Source organism: Streptomyces sp. NPDC005722, from assembly GCF_040630935.1.
Lineage (GTDB): Bacteria > Actinomycetota > Actinomycetes > Streptomycetales > Streptomycetaceae > Actinacidiphila.
Map to the genome: position 1 here is coordinate 1 of NZ_JBEXYN010000041.1, position 15,776 is coordinate 15,776.

The window sequence follows — 15,776 nt, forward strand, 5'->3', positions numbered from 1 at the left end:
CCGGCCAGGCGGCGGTCGGACCTCTCATCAGCGTCTCCGACGGCACCCCTCGGGCCCGGTGACACCACCCCCCAGGTCATCCGTTCGACAGGGGGCAACAGTCATACCGGGCCCGGAGGCCAGCGGCCCTCTTGCAGGACCGCGAAAAACATAACGGGGCTTGATGAGGCAAAAGCTCGTAGAGCACATGCGAGCCTGGACCACACAGCGCAAGATCACGGTCTATCTGATCGCGCAGGCGATTCTGCTCATCCTGATCATCACGGCCGTCCGAACCTGGGACGTCGATGTCCCCGCCCTCGCCTACCTCGGTCCGTGGCTCGGCACAGCCACCGGCGGGCTGATCGGCATCATCCTCGGATCGAAGAGGCCATCCCCGTAACCGCTCAGACGCAGCAGGCGGCCCCGCTGTCCAAGGTCCGGGGCATCCCTCTGGAACGCGATGACCGCAGTGGCCCGCTCGTCGAGGACGGCATCCCCTCCCCGGCGGCCCTGGTGATGAGTTGTCGCGCCCGTACCCGTCACACCTACAACGGGACTCCACGAGACGGAAGGATCACGTGATGGGTGCGGACACACGGCCTCAGGAGCTGGGCGGGAGCGGTCTTCTCGGCGAGGCCGACGAGCCGGCGTTCTCAGGGCTGGCGGAGCGGCACCGGCGGGAGCTGCACGTGCACTGCTACCGGATGCTCGGGTCGCTCGAGGACGCCGAGGACACCGTGCAGGAGACGTTCCTGCGTGCCTGGCGGGGGCGAGCGACCTTCGAGGGGAGGTCGACGTTCCGCGCCTGGCTGTACCGGATCGCCACCAACGCCTGTCTGGACCTGCTCGCCAAGCGCCGTCCGGAGCCCGCGACCGGCGGCGAGGTGCCGTGGCTGCAGCCCTACCCGGACCGGCTGCTCGACGAGTTGCCCGCGGCCGGCACCGACGAGCCGGAGGCCGTCGCCGTCGCCAGGGAGACGATCGAGCTGGCGTACCTCGTCGCCGTCCAGCACCTCGCGCCACGCCCGCGCGCCGTACTCATCCTGCGCGACGTGCTCGACTGGCCGGCGAAAGAGGTCGGGGAGCTCCTCGGTGACTCCGTCCACTCCGTCAACAGCGCGCTGCAGCGGGCCCGCGCCGGCATGCGGGAACACCTGCCCGCCGAGCGGCAGGACTGGAGCGGCGGCGCCGAGGACTGCGGGACGCGCGAGCTGGTGCGCCGTTTCACCGACGCCAGTGTCGCCACGGACGTGGCCCGGCTCGCCGGCATGCTCCGTGACGACGTCCGCTGCTCGATGCCGCCCACGCCGGGCCTGTCCGTGGGACGCGACGCGGTGGTGACCGGCTGGATCGAGGACGGCTTCGAGGGCATGCAGGGACTGCGCGGCGTGCCCACGTCGGTCAACCGGCAGCCCGCCGTCGCCTTCTACCTCTGGAACGAGCGCGCGAGCGCCTACCTGCCGCTGACCCTCGACGTCCTGCGCATCACCGGCGGGCTGATCACCGAGATCGTCACCTTCCACGCCGACCGGTTCCCGCACCTCGCGCTGCCGGAACGCCTGCCGGAACGCCTGCCGGAACGCCTGCCGGAACGCCTGCCGGCCGACGGTACACGGTAGCCCCGGTACGGACACCGGACGGTGACGCCCGTGTCGCCGTGGTCGCGGCGCACCGGTGCCCGCACCCTGCACAGCCCAGCCGTCACATGCCGGTCAGCACACGCCGTAGGTCACTCAGCGGATGAGGGAGAAGCGAGTTGAACGAGACCCATGACAGCGGGGTCGTCACAGGCCCGGCACCCGGCCGGACCAGCCGCACCCGCCGACTCCGCAAGCTCGCCCGAACCGGCCTCATCGCCGCACTCGCGGCAACGGCGACCACCACCCTTGCCGCTGTGCTCGCCCAGGCCGCCGGCGTCGACTTCGAGGTCCCCGACGGAGGCCAGGCAATCCCCCTGCCCGGGTTCGCCGTGGTGACCGGCTTCTTCTCCGCCGTGGGCGTCGTGGTGGCCGCTGCTCTTCGTCGCTGGAGCGCCCGCCCCGCCAAGCGGTTCGCGTGGACGGCAGTGTCGCTGACCGTGATCTCCCTGGCACCGCCCCTGCTGTCCGGGGCGAACACCGCCACCATCGCCGCCCTCCTCGGGCTCCACCTCGTCCCCGCGGCGGTGATGATCCCCACCCTGGCACGGACCCTCCACGCCCGGACGGATTGACGGACCGGCAACACGACACCGCACAGCACAAGGCACACGCGAGCGCCTACACCCGCTCGCGCGAGGAACCGGCCTGCGTCCGCACGCTGTTCAGGGCTCTCGCCCCAGCGGGTCCAGCCGATGCCGCCGCGATGCGTCCACGCCGCGCGGGCAGCTGCGCCGGCACCCGTCCAGCGACCCGACTCACGACGAGCCATACGGGTCTGCGGGTCACGAACAGGATCCTCCGCCGACCGCACGGAAGGCCGCAGGCCACGACGACAGGGGCCTCGCACGGTCCGGTCATGCCCTACGCAGGCCGCCGGGCGGGGCCCGGCTACGCCGAAGCGGCCCATGACCCGGTCGGACCAGCGAGGAAGGCCGGCATCGGCGGAGGGGAGGCCCGGTCGCGCCTCCGGTGGGTGCGGCCGGTCCGGCCTGGACACCCGAGCAGGCCGAGCATCGCCGTGGTGGCGACGCAGCCACGGGCGCCCGTCATCCACACTCCGGTCGGCATGCGCGCTCCTGTCAGGGATGACGGTGGTACGTGGAACCGCTCGCCAAGTGGCGAAGCGTCACGAGCGTGGTGCAGAGCGTCACCCCTGTCAAGGTGCTATCCACCGTTCATTGGATTCAATTCGCGGATGACGGCGATCTTTTGACGGTTCGCCAAAAAGATTTTGGTGACTGCGTCCAAAGCTCTGGACACCACTGGGGACCCCGGTTTAGCGTTCCAGCCGATCGACACGATGTTGCGCCGATGTAACGACAGTGCGGCCTTGCAACCCACCCGCCCCGCATGACGGGGCCATATGTGACGCATCCTCACCTCCGACGAGCAGCCGACCTCCACCCGCCCGCGAGCGGCGGCCTTCCCTCGTCACAGATGTCCCGCACTCCGCAGCACCCCGCCCCGGCGGGGGTTCCCGGCCGCGGCATGTCGCCGTGGCCGTAACCGCAGCAGAAAGGGAAGCCCCATGAAGATCCGTTCGTACCTCGTCGCAGCCTCGCTGGTGGCCTCGGGCGGGCTGGTCACGATTGCGGCGCCCGCGCAGGCGGCGCTCACGACCACCTGTGTGGGAGAAGGCGGGGCCGTCACCGTGAGCGGCGCCCTCGTGGTGCCGGCCGGTGCGTCCTGCACGCTGACCGGTACGAAGGTCAAGGGCACGGTGACGATCGAGGCCGGCGCCGACCTCGTCGCGAAGGGCGTCACCTTCAGCAGCACCGTCGCCGTCGGGAACAACGCCTACCTGGACATCACCGACAGCAGCGTCAAGGGCGCGGTGACCCAGCAGGGAGCCTTCGGCGTCCACGTGCAGAACACCACGGCGAGCGGCGGCATCTCGGCCGTCGACGGCTTCCTCTACAGCGTCGACGCCACGGTCAAGGGAGACATCAGAGCCTCGTCCGGCGAGCTGTACATCTCGGGCACCACCGTCTCCGGCGCCGTCGCCGGTGACGCGAACCTCTACACCGACGTCTACGACACCACGGTCGGCAAGACGCTCACGGTGAGCGCCAACACGCTCGGCGGCGTCCTGTGCGCCAGCGAGGTCGAGGGCGACACGGTGTACAAGGACAACTCCGACAACCTGCAGCTCGGCGGCGACGGCCCGCTCAGCTCCTGCGCGCAGGCCACCTACCTCGGCGGCGACCTCGCGGTCACCGGCAACAACGCGAACGCGGTCCTGGACAACACCATCGTCCGCGGCAAGCTCACCGCCACCGACAACAGCCCCGCACTCCAGGTGGGCCCGCTGGCCCGCGTGCGCGGCGGCATCGCGGCGACCACCACCGCCCCCTCGGCGTCGCTCGCCCGGGCCGCCAAGGCGGCCCCGCAGGACCGCGGCGCCGACCTCGCCGCGAAGGTGGCGGAGCGTACCGCGCAGGCGAAGACCGAGGCGGCCGCCGCGGGCAGCGGGCTGTGATCCCGGCCCGTCCACGGACGACCAGCGCTCGGCAGCGTCACCACAGCACACCTCACACCCCACTCTTCTTCGCCGCATCCCCCAAGGAGTGACCGTGGGCCACCTGGACAAATCCTTCGACCGCAGAGACTTCCTGCGGGCCACCGCCGGCGCCACCGTGGCGCTCGCCGCCGCCTCCGTCGTCGGCGCCGCGACGGCGTCGTCCGCCGCCGCCGCGCCCAGCATCCTGTCCATCCCGAAGGACCGCATCTCCCTGCAGCTCTACAGCGTCCGTGACAAGGTCACCTCGCTGGGCTTCCGGGTCGTCCTGGAGGAGATGGCACGCATCGGCTACAAGGAGATCGAGTTCGCGGGCTACACCCAGAACACCTCGATCCTCGGCCGGCAGATCACGCTCCAGGAGATCCGGAAGCTGCTCGACGACAACGGCCTGAAGGCGATCGGCAGCCACGTCGGCATCGGGGACTTCCGCTCCAACCTCCAGGGCCAGCTCGACGCGGCGCAGATCCTGGGCATGCCGCACGTCGGCACCGCCAACGCACCGTCGAACTCCAACACGGTCTCCGGCTACCTCGCCGCCGCGGAGGAGTTCAACACCTGGGGGCAGGCGGCCGCCGCCCGCGGTCTGAAGCTGTACCAGCACAACCACGCCGGCGAGTTCGCGTTCGCCACCGACCAGCCGTCGGTCCGGCTGTACGACGTCTTCCTGCGCAACACCGACCCGCGCTACGTCTACTTGGAGATGGACGTGTACTGGGCCTACGTGGGCCAGCACCGCTGGCCGGGCTTCGACCCCGCGGCCTACGTGCGCAACCAGCCCTACCGGTACCCGCTGTTCCACATGAAGGACGGCGCCGCCAACTCGAGCGCGGACGGCTACTCCATCGTCGAGTTCGGCGCCGGCGTCCTGCCGTACCAGCAGTTCATCCGGGACATCGGGGCCCGCGGCAGCCACGTCGGCATCTGGGAGCAGGACACCGCGCCCAACACCCAGCCCAACCCGCCGGGTTCGTTCGGCGCCGCGCAGCGCAGCTTCACGGCGCTGCAGCAGCTGCTGGCCTGATCGCAGGCACCCCACCGGGTTCGGCCCGCCGTCGGCGTACCGCTGCCACGGCGCGACCGGCGGGCCGGCCCGGCTGCGCACCTCCTGACCCGCACAGACCAAGGAGACGCATCACTGTGTACCGTACCCTGAGAGGCCTCATGGCCGGGGTGCTCCTCGCATCGCTGCCCATGCTGAGCGGTCTCGCCCTGGCACCGGCCGCGCAGGCACACCCGGACGACGCGCTCGCGACCGCCGCCGCCGCCGACGACCCCGCCGTGGACTGGTCGAACTACGAGAAGGTCACGCTCAGCAAGAACACCGGCGAGCCGATCGACCTCGCCGTGCTCCCCGATCTGCGGGTCCTGCACACCGCCCGCAACGGCGATCTGCGGATGACCGACCCCGGCACCGGGATCACCAAGGTCGTGAACCACCTCGACGTCTACCAGAACTCAGAGATGGGTCTGCAGACCGTCACCCTCGACCCGGACTTCGCCACCAACCACTGGGTCTACCTCTACTACTCGCCGCCGCTGAGCACTCCCACCGGCTCGGCCCCCGAGCGGCTGCCGGCCGGGCAGACCGACGCCTACTGGAAGCAGTGGGAGGGCTACGACACCCTCACGCGCTTCAAGTGGACCGGTGACCAACTCGACCTGTCCACCGCCCAGGAGATCATCCGCGTCACCACCAACCGCGGTCAGTGCTGCCACGTCGCCGGCGACGTCGACTTCGACGCGCAGGGCAACCTCTACCTGTCCACCGGCGGCAACACCCCCGCCTCCGGGCCCAATGTGAACGGCTACACGCCGATCAACGACGCGGCCACCTACAACCCCGGCCTCGACGAGCGCCGCGGCTCCGGCAACACCAACGACCTGCGCGGCAAGATCCTGCGCATCCACGTCCAGGACGACGGGAGCTACACCATCCCGTCGGGCAACCTGTTCCCCGTCGGCACGGCCAAGACCCGTCCCGAGATCTTCGTGATGGGCCTGCGCAACCCGTACCGGATGACGGTGGACAAGGCCACGGGCGCCGTGATGTGGGGCGACTACGGCCCCGACGCCGGCAACGCCGACGCCAACCGCGGGCCGATGGGCTACGTCGAGTGGGACACCACGACCACCGCCATGAACAGCGGCTGGCCGTTCTGCACCGGCGACAACACCCGTCCCTACCGGGACTTCGACTTCGCCACCCTCACCCCCGGCCCCGCCTTCGACTGCGCCGCGCCGGTCAACGACTCCCGCTGGAACACCGGCCTCACCGACCTCCCCCCGGCGAGGGCGGCCACCTTGTGGTACGGCGACCGCGACACCGACCAGCCCTGGCCGGAGCTGACCGCCTTCCGCGGTCCCGGCGGCCCCGGCGGCCAGGCCCCGATGGGCGGGCCGGTCTACCACTACGACGCGTCCAACCCCGCTCCGGGCAAGTTCCCGGCCTACTGGGACGGCAAGGCCTTCTTCGGGGAGTTCTCCCAGGACTACGTCGCCGCCCTGACCCTGGCCGGCCCGGACGGACCGGTCACCAAGCTGGAGAACGTCCTGCCCAACAGCGAACGTTCCGGCAACGGCATCCCGCAGTGGGACAACCCGATGGACCTGGAGTTCGGCCCCGACGGCGCGCTCTACGTCCTCGACTACGGCGACGGCTTCTTCCGGCAGAACCCCGACGCGGGCCTCTACCGGATCGACTACGCGGAGGGCAACAAGGCCCCCACCGCGGTGATCAGCGCCAGTCCCTCCTCGGGCCAGGCGCCGCTGACCGTCTCCTTCAGTGCCACGGGTTCCAGCGACCCGGAGGGCAGCGCCCTCACCTACCAGTGGGACCTCGACGGCAACGGCACGTTCGAGACCACCGGCCCGACGGCAAGCCGCACGTACCCCGACAACGGGCAGCTCCAGGCCCGCCTCAAGGTCACCGACCCCGAGGGCAAGACCGGCCTGACCAGCAAGCAGATCACCGTGGGCAACACCGCCCCGACGGTGGCGTTCACCTCCCCGCCCAACGGTGGCTTCTTCACCTGGGGCGACGTGGTGCCGTACGCCACCCGGATCGACGATCCCGAGGACGGCACCAACGTCGACTGCACCAAGGCCGCCTGGACCCTCGGCCTCGGCCACAACCAGCACGGCCACCCGGTGACCAGCGGGACCGGCTGCTCAGGGGCGATCACCACCCCGGCCGACGCCGGCCACGGTGACACGGAGAACGTCTTCGGCGTCCTCGGTCTCACCTACACCGACCGCGGCGCCGGCAGTGTGCCCCCGGCCACCAGCGACGCCCAGGTCGTCCTCAACCCCGCGCTCATGCAGGGCGAGCACTACGACTCGGCTCAGGGCGTCACGATCACCGATGACACCACCGCCTCCGGCCAGCGCAAGCTGACCGCCTTCGACAACGGCGACTGGATCGGCTACGACCCGGTGTCCTTCGCGGGCATCACCGGGGTGCAGACCCGTGCCACCGGCGCGGGAACGCTGTCGCTGCGCTGGGGCACGCCCAGGTCCGACCCGTTCGCCACGATCACGGTCCCGGCGGGCGACGGCTGGCAGACCGTCAACACGGCGCTGGGTTCGGCTCCCACCGGCTCCGGGCAGCTGTACATCACCTCCTCGGGCGGCGTCGACGTGGACTCCTTCACCTTCCAGGGGTCCGGTATCGCCGACAGGACCCCGCCGACGGTGACGGCCACCCTCAACCCGGCCCAACCCAACGGCAGTAACGGCTGGTACACCGGCAACGTGTCGCTGACCGTCAACGCCGCCGACAACGGCGCCATCAAGAGCCGGGAGTACTCGCTCAACGGCGGAACGACCTGGCTGAGCGCGAACAGCGCGGTCACCCTCTCCACGGAGGGCATGAGCTCCATCCGGTACCGGGCGACGGACACCGCCAACAACATCTCCACCGTGGGCACCGTCGCCGTCCGGATCGACAAGACCGGACCCGCGGTGACGGTCACCGGTGTCACGGCCGACACCGCCTACGGGGACTCCCAGCGCCCGACGCCGGTGGTCACGGTCACGGACGCCGTCTCCGGCGGGCCGACCGCGACGGCGACGCTGGACGGTACGGCGGTCACCCCGGGGCAGCCCCTGCTGCTGTGGCGGTTGCCGCTGGGCGGCCACGACCTGGTGGTCACGGGTCGTGACGCGGCGGGCAACACCACCACGCGCACGGTGCACTTCACCACCACCACCTCCTTCGACGAGCTGGACGCGCTGATCACCCAGCTGCGTGCGGAGAACCGGCTCACCGAGCAGGGCCGGCAGCGGCTGACGGTCCGGCTCGACCAGGCCCGGGCCCACGCCGACGCGGGGCGCACCAACCAGGCGGCCGCCGTCCTGGACCAGGTCGCGCAACTGGCGGCGGACACCAAGCTGGTGACCGACGCGACCGCGCGGACCGCGCTGGCCCGCGATGCCCTCGCCGTGAAGGGAGGCCTGGCCGGCTGACATGAGGGGTGCTGCCCGGCCGTCACGGGGCCGGGCAGCACCCCGCCGGTGGCTCCAGGGCTCTCCGGTGGCCGTCGCGGGACGGCGGCCGCCCGCCCTGGAGTCCGTCCACGTGCCCGGCCGTCCCAACGGGGATTCCCGTCGGGGGACTTCCCGGCACACCGGCGCTTTCTTCGTTTCGGATTTAACTTTCGGCGATTCGCGTGAAAGCCATTGACGCTTATTAAGTGACGCCTCTAACGTTTTGTCACACATTCGGCCGATACCCAGGAAGTGGGCCCGTGAGCATCCAGTACCGCGTGCTGAGCCTGTTGCGCGACCTCGGGCCGCTGTCGCGCGCACAGCTGTCCGACGAGCTGGAAGTGGCGAGGCCGAGGCTACTGGCGGAACTCGAAGCCCTGATCGCCGCCGGGAAGGTGCTCGAGGCAGGGCGGGCCACCTCTCGCGGCGGCCGGCCTTCCACCCTCGTCCAACTCGATCCCGACATCCGCTTCGCGGCGGTGGACCTCGGGGCCAGTTCGATCGACATCGAGATCACCGACGGAGGACTGAACCCGATCGCCTCCTACGCCGAGGCCGCCGACATCCGCAAAGGCCCGCGTGCGGTCCTGGACAGGGTCAACGAACTCCTGAACAAGATGGCGGACCAGGCCGGTTGCGCGCGGTTCAACTCCATAGGCATCGGGCTGCCCGGGCCGGTCAGCTTCAAGGAGGGGATCTCGGTCTCCCCGCCGATCATGCCGGGCTGGGACCGCTTTCCCGTCCGGAACACCCTCACCCGCGCCCACGGCTGCCCGGTCGTGGTGGACAACGACGTGAACGTGATGGCCCTCGGCGAGGGGTACGCCGGGGTCGCCAAGGCCGTCGACAACCTGCTGTTCGTCAAGATCGGCAGCGGCATAGGCTGCGGCGTCCAGGTCCACGGCCACATCTACCGAGGGTCGGAGGGATCCGCGGGCGACATCGGCCACATCCAGGTCGAGGCCGAGGGACCGGCCTGCGCGTGCGGCAAGACCGGCTGCCTGGAGGCCTTCTTCGGCGGTGTGGCCCTCGCCCGGGACGCCACCGCCGCCGCCCGTTCGGGGCAGTCGCCGGCGCTGGCCGAACGCCTCGCCGCGGAGGGCCTCCTCACCGCGGTGGACGTCGCGGAGTGCGCAGCCGGCGGCGACGTCACGTGCGTCAACCTGATCCGGGACGGCGGCCACCGGGTGGGGCAGGTCCTCGCCACGCTGGTCAGCTTCATCAACCCGTCGATGATCGTGATCGGCGGGGGCGTCTCCGGGCTCGGCCACCTGCTGCTCGCCGAGATCCGCAGCGTCGTCTACAAGGGCTCGCTCCCACTCGCCACCGGGAACCTGCAGATCGTGCTGTCCGAACTCGGCCCGCGCGCCGGAGTGGCCGGCGCGGCACTGCTGGCCAGCGAACTCGACTTCGAGAACCATCTCTGACGACCAGGGCGGTTCCGTCGGCCACCCCACAGGGAACACGAACTGCCCGCGGCCGGCGCCGACGAGCACGGTGCTCGGCAGCCGGCCCAGTGCCCTACCCACTGCCCATCCGGCGCAGCGGGCGGTCAGGCGTCGGGGTCGACTTCGGGGTGCGTGAACCGCACGGGCTTGCCCAGGGACCGGGCGTAGGCGATCTCGGCCCGGGTGCTGTCTCCGATGTAGTCGCCGACCACGAGCACCTCGTCGGCGAGCCGGATCTTCGCCCGGTGCAGATCGTCGAGTCGGACCTTCAGCGCCTCGGCCTCAACAGGATCGGCCCACAGTTCGTGCGGCGACTTCATGTCACAGCCCGGTTTGACGACGATCCTTCCGGCCGCGGTCTCCCGCAGGTCGGCCTCGGTCATCTCGGCCATGAAGCGGGTGGAGCCGCAGATCACGACGATACGCGGGAGGCTCAACAGCTCCTTCGCGTCGGCGAGCGTCTCCTCGGGGGTGAGTCGTTGCGGCTGTGACACCGGTTCCTCCTGGTGGTGTGGTCCGAGGGGTGCCTGCGGAGACGAGTACGAGGATCTCCAGGATCGTTTTGCGACGAATGACGCGGCGCCCCTCGCGCCGGCACCCGATGCAACGCTTCCGTACTTCAGTCGGGCCGCGTGCCGTGTTCGCCTTGCGCGGGGCGACGGTAGGCGCCGTACCACCAGATCCGGGCGAGTTCCCGGGCGAAGGCGGCGTCCCGGCTGCCGTCGTCGACGCTGATGTGGTGTGCGATCGCCTGGGAGCCGCCCCAGACGATGATCCGGCTCGCGGCGACAGCGTCGACGTCCGCCGGCGTCGTACCGCCGGCCTGCTCGGACAGTACGGTGCGCAGCGTCGTCTCCTCGAAGCCCTCGAGGTTGGCCGTGTAGAAGTCGCTCACCGCAGCGTCGTAGGCCGCCGCCTCCCGGACCGCGGTGAGCACGCCCTGGTGGGCGCGGTGGATCCTGATGACTTCCTCGAAGAACCGGGCGAAGCGGTCGGCCCCGTCCTCGCCAGCGGCGGGGTCCCACTGTCGTGCCAGCGCGAGCAGTGACTCCCGGAGACCGTCGGCAAGCCGCACCAGGACGTCCGACTTGCTCGGGAAGTGGGCGTAGAACGTGGCGCGGGACACGCCCGCCGCTTCCAGGAGCTTCTGGACGCTGATGTCGGAGAAGGCCGTGCCGGAAGCGAGCATGCGCTCCAGGGTGGACGTCACCTGAGCCCGGGTCGCGGCCGAACGCGCAGCGTAGCTGTCGGCCTGGCGGCGGGTCATGGGTCGCATCAGGCGTCCTCCAGTGTGTGTCGTGCCTCGCATCGACCCGGGCTCGTGCGAGGGAGGTCCGCGATGGTGACAGGGATCCTGTCCTCCGCAGCGGCTCGCCCCCACCTTGCCCGAGGTGGAAGCGGACCCGTGCCGATGGGGGGCCTGCCTGCGGCTTCGTGCGGCCGCGGGGGCCGGCCCCCCATTGTGCCTGGAGGTTTCCGGGTCAGCGCACCACGGGCAGGGCGTAGTCCCACAGCCGGTCCGCGGCGGCCGGGTCCACCGACCACTTCGCGACGCCCGCCATCACCTCGGGGCCCCCGTCGACGACGGGCGATTCCTGGTTGTCCTCGAAGTACCGCCCTGTCACACCGTCGAGGAGCGGGGAGGCGGCCAGCAGCACCGTGGTGGCTGCTCCCTGGGCCGGGGTCTTGAAGTAGTCGGGGGTGACCAGGTTGCCGTCCGCGTCCATGGCACCGAGGGCCTGCATCGTCGCCTGGTCCATGTGGCGAGCCAGGTTGGTGTGGATCCACCCCGGCGCGCAGGCGTTGGCGGTGATGCCGTGTTCGGCCCACCGGCGGCTGATCCCGACGGCGAGCAGCACGTCCGCGGTCTTCGACTGCGCGTAGGCGACGAACGCGTCGTAGGGGTGTCGCTCGAACTGGGGGTCGTCGAAGTCGAACCCGGCCCGCAGCTGGGCACCGGAGCTGAGCACGACCACGCGCGGCTTCTCGGCGGCCCGCAGGGCGTTGTGCAGGCCGACCGCGAGGGCGAAGTGGCCGAGGTAGTTGGTGGCGAGCTGCATCTCCCACCCCTGTGCGTTGACCTGATGCGTGGGGAGCATCATCACGCCGGCGTTGGCGATGAGGCCGTCGAGCGGCCCGTTCCAGTCGTCGCAGAAGGCGCGGACGGAAGCGAGGTCGGCGAGGTCGACCGCGACGGCCCGCGTGCCCGGCAGCTCCTTGAGCAGCGGCTCCGCGTCAGCGGGGTTCCGCGTGGCGATCGTGACCTGCGCTCCCGCACCGGCCAGCGCGCGCACCGTCTCGACACCGAGACCGGACGCCCCTCCGGTCACGATCATCCGGCGCCCGCTGAGATCGACTCCGTCAAGTACCTCGGCGGCGGTGGCCCGCATCCCGAACGACGTGGTGGTGAGCGTCATGGCTGTGCCCTGCCTTCAAAAGAGCTGGTTCCTTGCCCGGCCGGTGGGGTCTCCCACGGCTTCGGCCGAGGCATCACGAACGAAACCATACATGGTGTTCAGACTCGCGTTCTGGTCCGGCAGCGACGTGAGGCACGCGGTCCGGACCATGGGGACGGTCCGCGAAGGCAACGGCGATCCGCAGCGCGAGGCGGGCGCACGCACCTGGTTGACCCCTGACGTGATAAGCGCCACACGGCGGCCCCCGCTTCGGGTGAAGACGATCGGGCTGCGGGCCGACGTACCGCTTGGTGGATGGGCAACGGGTCGGCGGAGCGTGGTGCCAGGTGTGGACCACGACGTGCGAGGGTTACCGCCTGGCTGATCGCTTCGTCTGTGCCGACAGCGCGATCCGCTGCGTGGGTGCGATGGATGTGCAGGGGCTCCAGGAGCGGCTGACGTCCGGATCGATCGCTCTCAGCGCCCCTGAGCGTCTGGCCCCAGCGCCGGGTGGCCACGCCCCGGCAACCGTGCAGGAATCACCGGGGCGGGCGTGCCGAACCCGCTCGGCGGAGTCCGGGAGGGGAGCCGTCGTGGCGTCGCGGGATGCGGCTGACGGTGCGAGCCGGAGCCCCGGCCGCCCGCGCGACGGCACGATTTGCGACTAGGGTTCGGAAAGTCCCGGCCACTCGTCCGGCCCACCTCCCTGCCACTCGATGAGGTCACTCTCCTCGACCGCCATCCGGTCGAGGTCGGCGAGTCGCAGGATCTCGATGACGTCATCCAGGTGGGAGGCGATGCCCACGATCACGTCCCCGTTGGTGACCCGGCGGGAGCCGTCCAGGGCTGGGCTGTGCACCACGATGTGCGGACGCCTGGGCGATGGCTGCGGCATGACTGACCTCGCGGTATCTGTTGTCCACGGCAGCCGGGAATGGTCTGCCTGCCTGTGACGGTGGCCTTGCTGACGACGACGCTGTCCACCGGGCCGGCGGGGTCCCAGGACCTGTTACTACGCCCCGTCCTGCTTCAGTCGTGCGTGAAGAGGGGCTTCCCTGCCAGGGCCAGGTGGGCCTCGCCGAGCGCCTGGTTCTGCGTCGGGTGGGCGTGGATGAGGTGGGCGACCTCGGCCGGCAGCGCCTCCCAGTTGTAGATCAGCTGTGCCTCGCCGACCTGCTCGCCCATGCGGTCGCCGACCATGTGGACGCCGACCACGGCTCCGTCCTCGACCTGGACGAGCTTGATCTCACCCGCGGTCCTCAGGATCCGGCTCTTGCCGTTCCTGCCGAGCGGGACCTTCGTCGAGACGACCTTGTCCGCGCCGTAGACCTCCTTGGCCCTGGCTTCGGTGAGGCCCACGGAAGCGACCTCGGGGTGGCAGTAGGTCACCCGCGGCACACCGTCGTAGTCGATCGGAACGACGTTCAGGCCGGCCAGACGCTCCGCCACCAGGATGCCCTCGGCGAAGCCGACGTGTGCGAGCTGGAGCGTGGGGACCAGGTCGCCGACGGCGGATATGGTCGGGACGTTCGTCCGCATGTACTCGTCGACCAGGACATGGCCCCGTTCCATGGCAACCCCCTGCTCCTCGTAGCCCAGACCACGCGAGACCGGGCCGCGGCCGACGGCCACGAGGAGGATCTCCGCCTCGAACTCCTTGCCGTCGGCGAGGGTGACCTTGACACCGTCGTCGGTGTACTCGGCCTTCGAGAAGAAGGTGCCCAGGTTGAACTTGATGCCGCGCTCGCGGAAGGCGCGCTCGAGGAGGACCGAGGAGTTCTCGTCCTCGAGCGGCACGAGGTGTCCGAGCCCCTCGACGACCGTGACGTCGGCGCCGAAGGACTTCCAGGCGGAGGCGAACTCGACACCGATGACACCGCCGCCCAGGATGATCGCCGACTTCGGCACCCGGTCCATGACGAGGGCGTGATCGGAGGAGATGATCCGGTCGCCGTCGATGTCCAGGCCCGGCAGGGACTTCGGTACGGAACCGGTCGCCAGCACGATGTGGCGGCCCTCGATGCGCCGGCCGTTGACGTCGACGGAGGTAGCGGAGGACAGGCGGCCCTCGCCCTCGATGTAGGTGATGTCGCGTGCCTTCACCAGGCCTGTCAGGCCCTTGCAGAGGCCGTCGACCGTCTCGTCCTTGAAGCGCTGCACGGCCGCCATGTCGATGCCCGCGTAAGAGACCTTCACCCCGAACGACTCCGCGTCGCGGGCCTGGTCGGCGATCTCGCCGGCGTGCAGCAGCGCCTTGGTGGGGATGCACCCGTTGTGCAGGCAGGTGCCCCCCAGCTTGTGTCTCTCGACCATCGCCGTGCGCAGGCCGAGCTGGGCACCGCGAAGAGCGGCGGCGTAGCCCGCGCTGCCGCCGCCGAGGACGACGAGATCGAATATTTCGGTGGCTCCCGACATGAGGGCCCTCCCTTTCGCATTGACTGTGTGGATGGAGCCGACCGCCGCGCGGCGTTTCACGGCCCGCCCGGTCCTGGGCGGGTCGTCATGACCAGCGGCCCCTGTCGGCGGCCCGGTGGTCCGGGGCGGGCCGGCGTCAACGACCGAGGTGTCCGCGGGTCTTCGCACGTCGGCCACGGCAGGTCCGGTGGCCGGGGATGATCAGACGAAGGTGAACAGCTGGTCGTGCTCGAACCGGGAGACCGGGCTGGTGTACACCTTCGCCGGATCGGGGTAGCCGAGCGCCATCAGCACGGTCGTGGTGTGCCCGGTCTCGCGGATCTTGAAGGCCTTGTCGACACTGGTCGGGTCGAACCCTTCGAGCGGCATGGCCTCGACACCGAGCTCGGCGGCCGCCATCATGGTCAGACCCATCGCCAGGTAGGTCTGCTTCTCCATCCAGTGGTTCAGGTCCTTGTAGCCGTAGTTGCGCAGGTTGAGGAAGTCGCGGGTCATCGACTCCCACAGCGCCTGCTTCGCCGGGTCGGGGAACCGTCCGTCGCCCCGCTCCTTGGCGAACACCGCCTCGAGGTGGCTCTCGGGAAGGTCCGCCCTGGTGGTGAGGATGACGGTGTGTGAGGCGTTGAGGATCTTCTCGCCGTTGTCCTGGAACCGTTCTCCAAGGTTGGCCGCCAGCCGCTCCTTTCCTTCGGGCGTCGCGAGGACGTAGAAGTGATTGGGCTGCACATTCGTCGACGACGGCGTCGAGCGCAGGAACCTCAGCAGTTGCTGGAGGGTCTCCTCCGGGATGGTCTTGCTGGGGTCGAAGTACCTGGTGAGGTGCTTGTTCATGAGCTTGTCGAGATCCATTGCGACGTTCCTTCTTCTTGTGGTCGTGGGCGAGGAGCCG

Annotated in this window: 14 protein-coding genes; 8 read left to right on the forward strand and 6 right to left on the reverse strand. The window is 70.2% G+C overall.

The features are described from left to right. The first annotated feature begins 163 nt into the window (after positions 1-163). From ABZ479_RS32630 to ABZ479_RS32660, 7 genes are all read left to right on the forward strand, one after another. Positions 164-382: a hypothetical protein gene (locus ABZ479_RS32630; RefSeq protein WP_500464915.1), complete on the forward strand. Its 219-nt coding sequence runs from the start codon at positions 164-166 to the stop codon at positions 380-382. Positions 383-563: 181 nt separating this feature from the next. Beyond that, positions 564-1,601 (forward strand): RNA polymerase subunit sigma-70, encoded by a 1,038-nt coding sequence (locus ABZ479_RS32635; RefSeq protein ID WP_500464916.1) that lies wholly within the window; start codon positions 564-566, stop codon positions 1,599-1,601. 137 nt (positions 1,602-1,738) lie between these two features. Next, entirely contained in the window at positions 1,739-2,194 is a 456-nt protein-coding gene (locus tag ABZ479_RS32640) for a DUF6069 family protein (RefSeq protein ID WP_500464917.1), read from the forward strand. 956 nt (positions 2,195-3,150) lie between these two features. Then, positions 3,151-4,101 (forward strand): hypothetical protein, encoded by a 951-nt coding sequence (locus ABZ479_RS32645; protein ID WP_499605885.1) that lies wholly within the window; start codon positions 3,151-3,153, stop codon positions 4,099-4,101. A 94-nt stretch (positions 4,102-4,195) separates the two neighbouring features. Then, complete coding sequence (locus tag ABZ479_RS32650) at positions 4,196-5,164, forward strand: sugar phosphate isomerase/epimerase family protein (RefSeq protein WP_500464918.1); 969 nt, start codon at positions 4,196-4,198, stop codon at positions 5,162-5,164. A 116-nt stretch (positions 5,165-5,280) separates the two neighbouring features. Further along, on the forward strand, positions 5,281-8,607 hold the full coding sequence (locus ABZ479_RS32655; RefSeq protein ID WP_500464919.1) for a PQQ-dependent sugar dehydrogenase: 3,327 nt from the start codon (positions 5,281-5,283) through the stop codon (positions 8,605-8,607). A 281-nt stretch (positions 8,608-8,888) separates the two neighbouring features. After that, entirely contained in the window at positions 8,889-10,055 is a 1,167-nt protein-coding gene (locus ABZ479_RS32660) for an ROK family protein (protein WP_499605880.1), read from the forward strand. Positions 10,056-10,180: 125 nt separating this feature from the next. On the opposite strand, the gene ABZ479_RS32665 is transcribed toward ABZ479_RS32660, so the two are convergent. The 3 genes from ABZ479_RS32665 to ABZ479_RS32675 form a co-directional block, all read right to left on the reverse strand. Then, on the reverse strand, positions 10,181-10,570 hold the full coding sequence (locus ABZ479_RS32665; protein ID WP_500464920.1) for a hypothetical protein: 390 nt from the start codon (positions 10,568-10,570) through the stop codon (positions 10,181-10,183). A gap of 125 nt (positions 10,571-10,695) precedes the next feature. Next, positions 10,696-11,352 (reverse strand): TetR/AcrR family transcriptional regulator, encoded by a 657-nt coding sequence (locus ABZ479_RS32670; RefSeq protein WP_500464921.1) that lies wholly within the window; start codon positions 11,350-11,352, stop codon positions 10,696-10,698. 205 nt (positions 11,353-11,557) lie between these two features. After that, positions 11,558-12,493 carry an SDR family NAD(P)-dependent oxidoreductase gene (locus ABZ479_RS32675; protein WP_500464922.1) on the reverse strand — a complete coding sequence of 312 codons (936 nt, stop codon included), beginning with the start codon at positions 12,491-12,493 and terminating at the stop codon, positions 11,558-11,560. 287 nt (positions 12,494-12,780) lie between these two features. On the opposite strand from ABZ479_RS32675, the gene ABZ479_RS32680 reads away from it, so the two are divergent. Further along, on the forward strand, positions 12,781-13,140 hold the full coding sequence (locus tag ABZ479_RS32680) for a DUF7638 domain-containing protein (RefSeq protein WP_500464923.1): 360 nt from the start codon (positions 12,781-12,783) through the stop codon (positions 13,138-13,140). Here ABZ479_RS32680 and ABZ479_RS32685 read toward each other — a convergent pair. The 3 genes from ABZ479_RS32685 to ABZ479_RS32695 form a co-directional block, all read right to left on the reverse strand. Then, positions 13,137-13,367, reverse strand: coding sequence for a hypothetical protein (locus ABZ479_RS32685; RefSeq protein ID WP_499605870.1), 231 nt, complete (start codon positions 13,365-13,367; stop codon positions 13,137-13,139). The two genes, ABZ479_RS32680 and ABZ479_RS32685, sit on opposite strands and share 4 nt — an antisense overlap. A gap of 134 nt (positions 13,368-13,501) precedes the next feature. After that, on the reverse strand, positions 13,502-14,887 hold the full coding sequence (lpdA, locus tag ABZ479_RS32690) for a dihydrolipoyl dehydrogenase (protein WP_500464924.1): 1,386 nt from the start codon (positions 14,885-14,887) through the stop codon (positions 13,502-13,504). A 201-nt stretch (positions 14,888-15,088) separates the two neighbouring features. After that, entirely contained in the window at positions 15,089-15,736 is a 648-nt protein-coding gene (locus ABZ479_RS32695) for a nitroreductase family protein (protein ID WP_500464925.1), read from the reverse strand. Between the last annotated feature and the right edge of the window lie 40 nt (positions 15,737-15,776).

What these genes read in the sequence shown, in the direction of transcription:
- ABZ479_RS32675 (WP_500464922.1), bottom strand. Translation starts at nt 12,493, where the DNA reads ATGACGCTCACCACCACGTCGTTCGGGATGCGGGCCACCGCCGCCGAG.
- ABZ479_RS32630 (WP_500464915.1), top strand. Translation starts at nt 164, where the DNA reads ATGAGGCAAAAGCTCGTAGAGCACATGCGAGCCTGGACCACACAGCGC.
- ABZ479_RS32695 (WP_500464925.1), bottom strand. Translation starts at nt 15,736, where the DNA reads ATGGATCTCGACAAGCTCATGAACAAGCACCTCACCAGGTACTTCGAC.
- ABZ479_RS32635 (WP_500464916.1), top strand. Translation starts at nt 564, where the DNA reads ATGGGTGCGGACACACGGCCTCAGGAGCTGGGCGGGAGCGGTCTTCTC.
- ABZ479_RS32685 (WP_499605870.1), bottom strand. Translation starts at nt 13,367, where the DNA reads ATGCCGCAGCCATCGCCCAGGCGTCCGCACATCGTGGTGCACAGCCCA.
- ABZ479_RS32670 (WP_500464921.1), bottom strand. Translation starts at nt 11,352, where the DNA reads ATGCGACCCATGACCCGCCGCCAGGCCGACAGCTACGCTGCGCGTTCG.
- ABZ479_RS32645 (WP_499605885.1), top strand. Translation starts at nt 3,151, where the DNA reads ATGAAGATCCGTTCGTACCTCGTCGCAGCCTCGCTGGTGGCCTCGGGC.
- lpdA (WP_500464924.1), bottom strand. Translation starts at nt 14,887, where the DNA reads ATGTCGGGAGCCACCGAAATATTCGATCTCGTCGTCCTCGGCGGCGGC.